At 64.5% G+C, this 6,025-nt stretch carries 6 protein-coding genes; 4 read left to right on the top strand and 2 right to left on the bottom strand.

Annotation, left to right across the window (positions count from 1 at the left end):
- Nucleotides 1-612: 612 nt before the first annotated feature.
- Complete coding sequence (locus tag A5706_RS33805) at nt 613-780, top strand: hypothetical protein (RefSeq protein ID WP_197517963.1); 168 nt, start codon at nt 613-615, stop codon at nt 778-780.
- 97 nt (nt 781-877) lie between these two features.
- Here A5706_RS33805 and A5706_RS24535 read toward each other — a convergent pair whose 3' ends face one another.
- On the bottom strand, nt 878-1,234 hold the full coding sequence (locus tag A5706_RS24535; RefSeq protein WP_068136579.1) for a nuclear transport factor 2 family protein: 357 nt from the start codon (nt 1,232-1,234) through the stop codon (nt 878-880).
- Nucleotides 1,235-1,305: 71 nt separating this feature from the next.
- On the opposite strand from A5706_RS24535, the gene A5706_RS24530 reads away from it, so the two are divergent.
- A complete protein-coding gene (locus tag A5706_RS24530) occupies nt 1,306-2,772 on the top strand; it encodes a phospholipase D-like domain-containing protein (protein WP_068136576.1) in 1,467 nt (488 codons plus the stop codon).
- Nucleotides 2,773-2,906: 134 nt separating this feature from the next.
- On the opposite strand, the gene A5706_RS24525 is transcribed toward A5706_RS24530, so the two are convergent.
- Entirely contained in the window at nt 2,907-3,335 is a 429-nt protein-coding gene (locus A5706_RS24525; protein WP_068136573.1) for a hypothetical protein, read from the bottom strand.
- Nucleotides 3,336-3,596: 261 nt separating this feature from the next.
- Here A5706_RS24525 and A5706_RS24520 point away from each other — a divergent pair, with 261 nt between their 5' ends.
- Together A5706_RS24520 and A5706_RS24515 are read left to right on the top strand one after the other, a co-directional pair.
- Complete coding sequence (locus A5706_RS24520; protein WP_068136572.1) at nt 3,597-4,493, top strand: alpha/beta fold hydrolase; 897 nt, start codon at nt 3,597-3,599, stop codon at nt 4,491-4,493.
- Nucleotides 4,494-4,544: 51 nt separating this feature from the next.
- A complete protein-coding gene (locus A5706_RS24515) occupies nt 4,545-6,020 on the top strand; it encodes an alkaline phosphatase family protein (RefSeq protein WP_068136569.1) in 1,476 nt (491 codons plus the stop codon).
- The last annotated feature ends 5 nt before the right edge of the window (nt 6,021-6,025 follow it).

Below are 6,025 nucleotides of genomic sequence, written 5' to 3'. Positions count from 1 at the left end.
CAGCGCGACACGCGATACAAGGTCAACCAAGGCAGCCCACCGTCGAGGTAGTTTGGCCTGTGCAGAAACTCCGGCTCGTCTGACTGCGCGAACGTCTTACCGGCCACCGAGTCGGCACCTTTCGTGACCCGCCTCGGCCCACGCGTCCTTTGAGCCGGCGGCTGCACCCACACCCTTGAGTGTGAATGCTACTACCTTGCGAGCGTGGTCTTTTCGATCAACTAAACCGGCTGGAACCCTGGCGAGGCGTTACGGCTAACTGTAACGTCTTGCGCGTGGCTGCCGCGAAACTGCGGTGTTGTGTGTGCCGGGCACCCTTCTACGGTCGTTCCGACGCGTGTTACTGCTCAGGGGCGTGCCGGCAGAAGGCCTACCGCTCGCGCATCGCCCGCCGGACCTTCAAGGAACCTGGCCTCCAACAACCGGGTGACCCGACCATGCAAGCCCGCCAGCTTCGCAGGCGCGCGCGACTCGTCCGCAAAGAAGCCGTCCTGATCCGCACTAAAGCGGCCGCCTCCAGGGAGGCCCGTCGCCCGTGATCGATCGGTTTCGGATCGCGTGATCGGGGAGATCCTCCCAGAGACAGCCGTCGAAGCTCGAGGGAGATCTCGCGTGGATCAACAAGTCAACAACGACCCGCCGCCGGCACCCGAAGATGCCAGGAAAGCGACCGAGGAGCAGCGGGAGCTCCACGAGAAACTGAAGCACCAGGACGATGACCCGGACGGACCGGGGCTGCACCAGTCCCGGCACGATCTTCCCGACGAGAGCACGCGGTAGGTCTCGCCGCCGCGCGTTGGCGGGTCAGCGCTCGATCCTGTGCATCGGGCTGGGACGCTTCAGCACGCCGGGTCGATCGAACAGGACCACCCCGTCGTCACGGCGAAACGAGATACGTTCCGTGCCCCTCGACTACCAGGTCGCCGCTGAACCGCAAGACCTCGCTGACGAGCTTGTCGTCCTCGTTTCGGTAGGCGATGACGACGGTGTCGATGCCCTGATAGACCCCCTCGATGACGAAGCGCAGGCCGGGAATGCGCTGCAAGGCCTGAGTCCAGTAGTACCGCAGCGCGGACTTGCCGCAAACGAGTCCGGCCGTTTCCGGGAGCAGCTCGGCCGCCACCGGCGAGGTGAACACGACGTCTTCATGGAAGTGCTTCAGGACGGATTCAACGTCGCGGGCATTCCATGCCGCCACCCACTGCTCGCTGAAGGCGATCGCGTCGACGTTCACAGTTCATGACTGTACGCAGGCCGGCGGCGGTCGCCCGGCGGCCGCGCACTTATGTGATAGACAGACCGCGTATGCCTGACGAGCCCCTGCCTATCACCGGCCGGACCTGCTGGCGCGTCGAGCGCGCCGACCAGCTGGCCTGCATCATCGACGCCGCCGACTACTTTCGTCAGGCCAAGGCAGCGATGCTGCGGGCCCAACATCGAATCATCTTGATCGGCTGGGACTTCGACGCGAGGACGGCATTCGAACGAGGAGGCAAGAAGCTCGCCGGCCCCAACCAGCTGGGCGCCTTTCTCTACTGGCTGTTGTGGCGACGCCCGGCCCTCAAGGTTTACGTGTTGAAATCCAACCTCCGCCTGCTGCCCATGTTCGACGGCCTGTGGTACGGCGTCACGCCCGTGTCGGTTGTGAATCGACTGAGCAGCAGGCGGTTGCGCCTGGCCATCGACGGTTCACGGCCTACCGGCGCGGTCCATCATCAGAAGATCGTTGTCGTCGACGACGTCCTGGCGTTCTGCGGCGGCATCGACCTCACACTGGATCGCTGGGACACTCCAGAGCACAAGCACAACAACCGGTTTCGCCGCGCGCTCGGCCGCAGGTACGGTCCGCGACACGAGGTCGCGGCCGCGGTGGACGGCGCCGCGGCGGTCGCCCTCGCGGAGGTCGCCCGGGACAGATGGCGGACCGCGACCGAGGAGTCGCTGGTCCCGATCGAGTCTGCGCGCGACGTATGGCCCGGCGGCTTGCGGCCCATCTTGCGCGACGTCGAGGTCGGGATCGCGCGCACCTTGCCCACATTCGGTGGTCGCGACGAGGTTCGCGAGGTGGAAGCGCTCAACCTCGCGGCGATTGCGGCGGCACGTCACACCATTTATCTGGAGAACCAGTACCTGGCCGCTCGACAGGTGATCGATGCGCTCGCCGCTCGGCTCAAAGAGCAGGACGGCCCGGAGATCGTCATCGTCCTTCCCCGCCGCGGGCTGAACCGGCTCGAGCGCGAGACGATGGACAGCGCACGCCACCGGCTCATCCAAAAGCTTTGGGCAGCCGACGAATACCGCCGCCTGGGCGTCTACTGGGCGGTGACCGACGGCGGGTCGCAGATCTACATTCACTCGAAGATATTGGTCGTCGACGATTGGCTGTTGCGCGTCGGCTCGTCGAACTTCAACAACCGGTCGATGGGATTCGATAGCGAGTGCGACCTCGCCGTCGAAGCGGACCCGAATAGTGAAGCGCACCAACACATCCGGCGAGCCATCGGGTCGGTGCGGCAACAACTCGTGTGTGAGCATCTGGGGATTTCCATCGACGAGTTCGAGGGGACGATGCGGGCCACGACCTTCCTGGCGGCCGTCGAGACGCTGCGTGGCCACGGCAAGACATTGCGGCGATTCACTGGGCGGACGGTGGCCGGCGAGGATAGCGCGTTGGCCGAGAGCGAGCTGATGGATCCCGATCACGTTCCGCGATCACTCACCCGCAGTATGCGGCGGCTGATTACCAAGCTGTCCGCACAACCTCGCAGCTGAAATTCTGAACGGACCCTGATTGTCAGGTGCCACCCAGCCGCTGAGCACGCCGCCGCAATCGCCGGTTGATCAGGAAGCCCTCCCAGGCGCTGGAGGAACTCTCTCGCGGGCGGCAGCGGCCGCCCGCTTTCCGCTTAATAGAGCCGCATCTTTTGGGCGCGGCCGGTGAGGGCGGTTATCCGGTAATGGTCACGCTGGCCAGGAAGCGTCACCACCGCGGGAATCTCGTGGGTGACGATGATCAGCATCGACTGCACCGGGATTTCCCCTCCCGTCGGGGGCATCACGACGGTGGGGAAGAGAATCGTTGCGGTGACCGAACCGGCATCGCCAAGTTCGTGCGTCGTCACGCTCAGAGTCCAGCCCAGGTCGGCCACGAACGTACTGCGGATCTGCTCGCGCTCGAAGTTGAGTGTCTGCCAGCCGTTGTCGTATCTGAGCACGAAAGGTGGCCTGCCGGGGATCCGCGGTGGGGTGACGCAGTACTCGATATAGATGCCGTCGCCGGCGAGGTCGCAGTAGTAGTCGGGGAACGTCTGCCGAGTAGCTGTGGCTGCGGTCATTAGAATCGGCTTCCTTGGTTCACAATTCGCTCCTTTGGTGGCGGCCTCCGTCGCCGTCCTCGGGTTCAGGCAACATTGGACGGCAACAGAGTGTCAGCTGCCAGGCCGCTTCACATGCGTAGTCGACTACTCGACTCGCGTGCACGCCGAGCATCTTGGCGCCGACCGCGCTGCGGTGGGCGCACGTTTTCCAGGGAGTTTGACTGCAGTTAAAGTAGGGCGTCCACTGAGCTGCGTTTATGTGCACACGGAGGTCGGAGCCTGTTTTCCCGTTCGCGCCAGGTGGAAACTGAACCGTCCTGGTTCACCGCCGCGCTGGCCCAGCGACCCGACCATTGCGACGTCGACGTCGACGGTTGCCGCATTCACCTACGCGCCTGGGGCGCCGTGGACCAACCCACGGTGGTGCTGGTCCATGGCGGCGCGGCTCACTCCGGTTGGTGGGACCACATCGCGCCGTTCTTGTCCCGCACCCATCGCGTGATCGCGCCCGATCTGTCCGGACACGGCGACAGCGGCACCCGTAGCAACTACGAGCTGCAGACGTGGGCAGACGAAGTGATGGCAGTTTCCACAGCCGCCGGGGCGTCGGGGCGGCCGACCATCGTCGGCCACAGCATGGGCGGCTGGATCGCGGCCACGGCGGCGATGAGTTGCGGTAATCAGATCAATAGCATGATCGTGATCGACTCGCCGCTGTGGGATCGTTCCCCCGAGGAAGCGCGGTTACGCAACCGCAAACACACCCCTTATCGGACGAGAGACGAGATTCTGCAACGCTTTACGGCGGTTCCCTCGCAGCAGGTGATCCTCCCCTACGTCCGGCGGCATATAGCGGTCGAGTCGGTGCGGAAGACCGCCGGAGGCTGGAATTGGAAGTTCGACCCGGCGATCTTCGGCGGTGAGCTTCTCGAGCCGACGACCTCGGACGAAGAAACACTAGAAACCATGATGGCCGAAATGCGTTGCCGTTTAGGCTATGTGCGTTGCGAATCCGGATTGGTGCCGCCCGCCATGGCCGAACGAATCCGCTCCATGCTCCAGCTACGAGGACCTTTCGTCGAGCTGGCCGAGGCCGGCCACCATCCGATGCTCGATCAACCGCTTCCCCTGGTGGCTACGTTGCGCACCTTGCTGGAATTCTGGTCGATCACCTAAGCAAGACGGTTCACCCCGGCACCGTGCGTGGCAGATCGAAAGGCGGCTCCGATGGCCGGACTGGACTCGATCGATCACGTCATTCTCCTGATGCTGGAGAACCGTTCGTTCGACCACTTGCTCGGCTTCCTCTATCCCAGATCCGTCAACTTCGACGGACTGGACGGCACGGAGTCCAACCGCGACCTTGCCGGCACCGCGGTGTCCGTTCATCCGCTCACACCGGAAATGCAGAATGCGTACTACTACCCGTTGGCGAACCCCTCCGAAGGGTTTGTGGCCACCAACGAGCAGCTGTTCAGTTCCGCCAGCGCCCCCGCCGACGGGAAGGCACTCAACGACGGCTTCGTGACGAGCTTCGCTCGCGAGCTCGCCAATCCCGCCCATCCGCTCGACCCCAAGCTCGCCGGGGCCGAACCTTCTTCCATCATGGGCATGTACAAGCCGGAGACGTTGCCCGTGCTCTCCGGGCTGGCCAAGGGGTTTGCCGTCTGTGACCGCTGGTTCGCATCCGTTCCGACGCAGACGTTTCCGAACCGGGCCTTCGCGATGGCCGGCACGTCGCTGGGCTACGTCGATAACTCGGCCCGCGACACACCTGCGTTCAACACACCCTCGGTATTCGGAAAGCTCGTGGAGGCGGGCCAGACCTGGACGATCTACGGCTACTCCAAACGCCCTCTGACGGCCAATGACTTTCCCGACACCGTCCATCCGGGTGCCGGCTGCAAAGTGGAGGCGGGGTTCGGCAAGTTCCAGAGAGACGCCGCAAGCGGACGGTTAGCGGCCTTCTGCTACATCGAGCCGCAGTGGGCCCACTATCACGACAAACACAATTTTCAGCTACAGAACGACGAGCATCCGGTCTCAAATCTGGCCGTGGGCGAAAAGCTCATCTACGACGTCTACATGGCACTCAGAAGCAATCAGGCCGGCTGGGAAAAGAGCTTGCTCATCATCACCTACGACGAGCACGGCGGGAACTACGATCACGTGCCACCCGAGACCGGTGCCACCCCACCCGACAACATCACCCGGCCACCGGGGTTTGACTTCACCCGCTTCGGGGTCCGCGTCCCGGCGGTTATCGTCTCCCCGCTAATTCCCGGCGGGACCGTCTTCCGGGCACCCGCCGGCGGGCCGCCTTACGACCACACGTCGATCATCGCGACCCTGCGAGCCCGCTTCGATCTCGGCCCGCTCGGCAAACGCGACGCCATCGCGCCACACCTCGGGCCCATCCTCACCCTGTCCGAGCCACGCGCCGACGACCCACTGGAGGGCCTCACTCCACCCACGGCTGCGGATCCCGTCCTGCAAGCCGGGTCCGCGCCGATCGGTGAGGCGCCCAGCGCGTTCCTCGAGGCGAAGGCCGTCGCCGCGGCCAAGCTGCCCATTCCCTCCGAGCCGATCGAGAACCCGGAGCAGACGGTGGCCGCGCTGCCCGCCGCAGCCAAACAATATGCCTTCATCCAGGATCGACTGCAGGCCTGGGAGGCTGCGGGCAAGCCACTCACCAATACATGACCTGC

This window comes from Mycobacterium sp. E796, from assembly GCF_001672815.1.
Taxonomy (GTDB): domain Bacteria; phylum Actinomycetota; class Actinomycetes; order Mycobacteriales; family Mycobacteriaceae; genus Mycobacterium.
Note: the sequence above shows the minus strand (reverse complement) of the source record. Positions and strands in the feature narration are given on the sequence as shown.